Here is a 3,488-nt window from a genome sequence, read left to right as displayed (position 1 = left end):
GGCGACCGCGGGCTCGCAGCGCGGTTGGGCGAGCGTCGCCCAGCTCACGCCCGGGCCGCAGCCCGGCTCTTCTCGGCGTGCTTGATGCAGGTCTGTGAGAAGGCTTCCGCGGCCGGCGAAAGCGATCTCGACTTCTGCGTCACCAGGCAGATCTCGCGGTGAATCTCGGGCGCCGTGACGCGCCGATAGACCACTGGCCCGAGCTTCACGCGCCTCATCAGCGAATATGGCAGCACCCCCACGCCCAGGCCGTTGGCGACGAACCCCACCATGGTGTCGAGGTGCTCGACCTCGAAGACCGGGCGCAGCGTCGAATTCTCGCGCGTGTACGCGGCTTCGACGAGCTGGCGGACGCTGCTCGTGCGCCGGAACGCCACGTGGCTGAACGCGACGAGCTGGCGCCAGCTCACCGTGCGCTGCTTCGCGAGCGGATGGTCAGTCCGGCAGAGGAGGACAAGCCGGTCGTGGAAGAGCGTAAGGTGGGTGAGCGCCGGGTCTTCGCGCTTCTCCGGGGCGAGCGCGAGGTCGACCTTGCCGCTGCGCACCATGTCGATTGCCAGGTCGGAAAAGGCATCCTGCAGCTGCAACCCGACGCCCGGGTACGCGCGCTGGAAGCTCGCCACCACTTCCGGGAGAAACCCCGACGCGAGGGAAGGTGATGCGGCAACCGCGACCCGCCCGCGCCTGCCGCTCAGGTAGTCGCGGACGCTCGCGAGCTCGGCATCGAAATGCTGGAGCAAATCCTCGGCAACGGTGAGCAGCTCGCTCCCGACCGGTGTCAGCGCGACGTTGCGCGTGTCCCGGTCGAAGAGGCGCGCACCGATCGCCTCCTCGAGCTTGTGGATCGCCGCACTGAGCGCCGGCTGCGAGAGAGGGATCGCCTTGGCCGCCTCGCTGAAGCTGAGCGCGCGCGCGACGGCGATGAAGACTTCGAGCTGACGCAGGGTCACATTAATCGTCACGGTAGATAAGTCTATCCGACAAATCGATTGGACGGATAGAAGGCGGGCGCCTAAGGTACCGCTCAGGAACCTTTCCGATCGATTCGAAGCGAGGAGGCGCGCATGAGCGAAGCTGCAGCCGCAACCCGGGGCGTGACGGTCATTCCTTCGGGGATGGCGCTCGGCGCCGACGTTAGGGGAGTGGATCTGACCCGCCCCCTGGGCGCGCGCGAAGTCGACGTCATCCGCAAGGCGTGGGCGGATCACCTCGTGCTGCGCTTCCGCGGGCACCGGGGGCTGTCGCTCGAGCAGCTGGCGGCGTTCTCGCGCTACTTCGGCGAGCTCGACCGGGCCCCGATCAAGAGTGACCCGACCGGGAAGCTGTCCCCCGACGAGCATCCCGAGATCACGGTGATCTCGAACGTGGTGGTCGATGGCAAGGCGATCGGTGGGCTTGGCTCGTACGAGGCGGTCTGGCACGCGGACATGACCTACAACCCCCGGCCGCCCAAGGGGAGCGCGCTCTATGCCGTGGAGATCCCGCCCGCCGGCGGCAACACCTACTTCGCGAACATGTATCGCGCCTACGAGACGCTTCCGGGCGAACTGAAGCGCCGCGCGGAGACGCTGAAGTGCGTCCACGACGCGAGCCGCAACAGCGCGGGCGAGCTGCGCGTCGGCTTCGAGGACATCACCGATCCGCGCAGGACGGTCGGCGCCGTGCACCCTGTCGTGCGCACGCACCCGGTCACCGGGAAGAAGTGCCTCTTCCTCGGCCGGCGCCGAAACGCGTACTTGGTGGGCCTGCCGCTCGAGGAGAGCGAGGCGCTGCTCGATGCGCTCTGGACCCACGCGACGAAGCCCGAGTTCGTCTGGGGGCAGGAATGGCAGCTCGGCGACATCATCCTGTGGGACAACCGCTGCACGATGCACCGGCGTGATTCGTTCGATCCGGCCACGCGCCGGCTGCTCTACCGGACGCAGATCGCCGGCGAGGAGGTGAACTGACCAGCGTGCCGGTCGGGTGGACCACACCGGCGTGAGGTAGGGGGAGCGACCCGTGGTCATCGAGCGCGTCAAGGTCTATCAGCTCGAGTTCCCGCTGCTCGCACCGTACCGGCTCTCCTCGGGGGACCTGGTTCTGTTCGACCCCATCGTGGTCGAGGTCCGGGATGCCGACGGCCGGGAGGGATGGGGCGAGGCGCTGATCGTCCCCGGCTACACCCCGGAAAGCGTCGACGACGCCTGGAAGGTGTGCTGCGAGCTGGGCGCGCGCGTGACCGGGATGGGCCTGGAGGCCGCCCGACGCGCGGCGCTGGAGCGACTGCACGTGAGCGCCGGCGCGGTGAGCGCTCTGCTCGCGGCGCTCGACATGGTGACGCGCCACCCGCTGCTCTCGGTCGATCAGGACACCAGAGTGCCGCTCCTGGCGCCTTGCCAGGCGCACGAGCCGCCCGAGATCGACGCCGAGGTCGATCGACTGATCGCAAATGGCTTCCACACGCTAAAGGTCAAGGTCGGCTACCGGTGGCAGGACGACCTCGAACGCGTGGAACTCATCCAGCGGGCCGTGAACGCGCGCGCCACGCTCCGGCTGGACGCGAACCGCGGCTTCAGCGAGGCTGACGGCAAGGCCTTCGCTTCGCGACTCGATCCGCGCGGCATCGAACTCTTCGAGCAGCCCTGCGGCGCCGACGACTGGGCCGCGAATGCCGCCGTTGCAGCCGTGTCCACCGTGTCGGTGATGCTCGACGAGTCGATCTATGGCCTCGAGGACATCGAGCGGGCGGCGGGGGTCCCCGGCGTCGGACACATCAAGCTCAAGCTGAAGAAGATCGGCAGCGTCGACATGCTGGCGAGCGCACTGCAGCGCATCCGCGCGCTCGGGCTCACGCCCGTGCTCGGGGACGGGGTCTCGATCGAGATCGGCTGCTGGATGGAGGCGGGCGTGGCGACCCGAACGATCTCCAATGCCGGCGAGATGAACGGTTTCCTGAAGGCGAGGGAGCGCCTGTTCGCGAACCCGCTCGGGTTCGAGGCGGGCGGAATTGTGCTGCGCCGGGGCTACTGGCCGGAGATCGATCGCAAGGCGCTCGCCGCGCACACCCGCGTGGTGCGCGAATTCGGCGCGCGTCCGATACCGGTCGGCTAGGCGGGCGAGGCGCGCGGAGACGACCCAGGAGGACGTACATGTCGAGATTCATTCGAACCTTGCTCACTCTAGCGCTCGCGGCGTGTGCCCTCGTCGCTCAGGCGCAGGGCCCGATCAGGATCATCCATGGCTCGAACGCGGGTGCACCGCAGGACGTGATGCTGCGGATCCTCGCCGAGGAACTGCAGAAGGCGCTCGGGGAGCCGGTGATCGTCGACCCCCGGCCGGGTGCGGAAGGCCAGATCGCCATGACGGCGCTCAAGCAGGCGCCCGCGGACGGCCGGACGATCTTCTCCGACGGCACCGGGATCACCTCGATCCTGCAGATCCCCGGCGCGCAGCACAAGTGGACCGACTTCGAGCCGCTCTACCGACTCCAGCTCGATCCGTTCGCG

General features: G+C 68.5%; 4 protein-coding genes. 3 read left to right on the top strand and 1 reads right to left on the bottom strand.

Translation table 11 applies throughout. The features are described 5' to 3' along the window. Positions 1-44: 44 nt before the first annotated feature. Positions 45-1,232 (bottom strand): LysR substrate-binding domain-containing protein, encoded by a 1,188-nt coding sequence (locus VMJ70_15195; protein HTO92476.1) that lies wholly within the window; start codon positions 1,230-1,232, stop codon positions 45-47. Between VMJ70_15195 and VMJ70_15190 the strand changes: the two genes are divergently transcribed. From VMJ70_15190 to VMJ70_15180, 3 genes are all read left to right on the top strand, one after another. Further along, positions 1,116-1,949, top strand: a complete 834-nt coding sequence (locus VMJ70_15190) for a TauD/TfdA family dioxygenase (protein HTO92475.1) — start codon at positions 1,116-1,118, stop codon at positions 1,947-1,949. The two genes, VMJ70_15195 and VMJ70_15190, sit on opposite strands and share 117 nt — an antisense overlap. Positions 1,950-2,001: 52 nt before the next feature. Further along, positions 2,002-3,093 (top strand): enolase C-terminal domain-like protein, encoded by a 1,092-nt coding sequence (locus VMJ70_15185; protein HTO92474.1) that lies wholly within the window; start codon positions 2,002-2,004, stop codon positions 3,091-3,093. A gap of 38 nt (positions 3,094-3,131) precedes the next feature. Then, positions 3,132-3,488: tripartite tricarboxylate transporter substrate-binding protein (locus VMJ70_15180; protein ID HTO92473.1), on the top strand; the 357-nt coding region annotated here is incomplete at its 3' end.

Source organism: Candidatus Sulfotelmatobacter sp. (genome assembly GCA_035498555.1).
In the GTDB taxonomy this organism is placed as follows: domain Bacteria; phylum Eisenbacteria; class RBG-16-71-46; order RBG-16-71-46; family RBG-16-71-46; genus DATKAB01.
This window is presented reverse-complemented; position numbering and strand designations above follow the sequence as displayed.

What these genes read in the sequence shown, in the direction of transcription:
- VMJ70_15190 (HTO92475.1), top strand. Translation starts at nt 1,116, where the DNA reads ATGGCGCTCGGCGCCGACGTTAGGGGAGTGGATCTGACCCGCCCCCTG.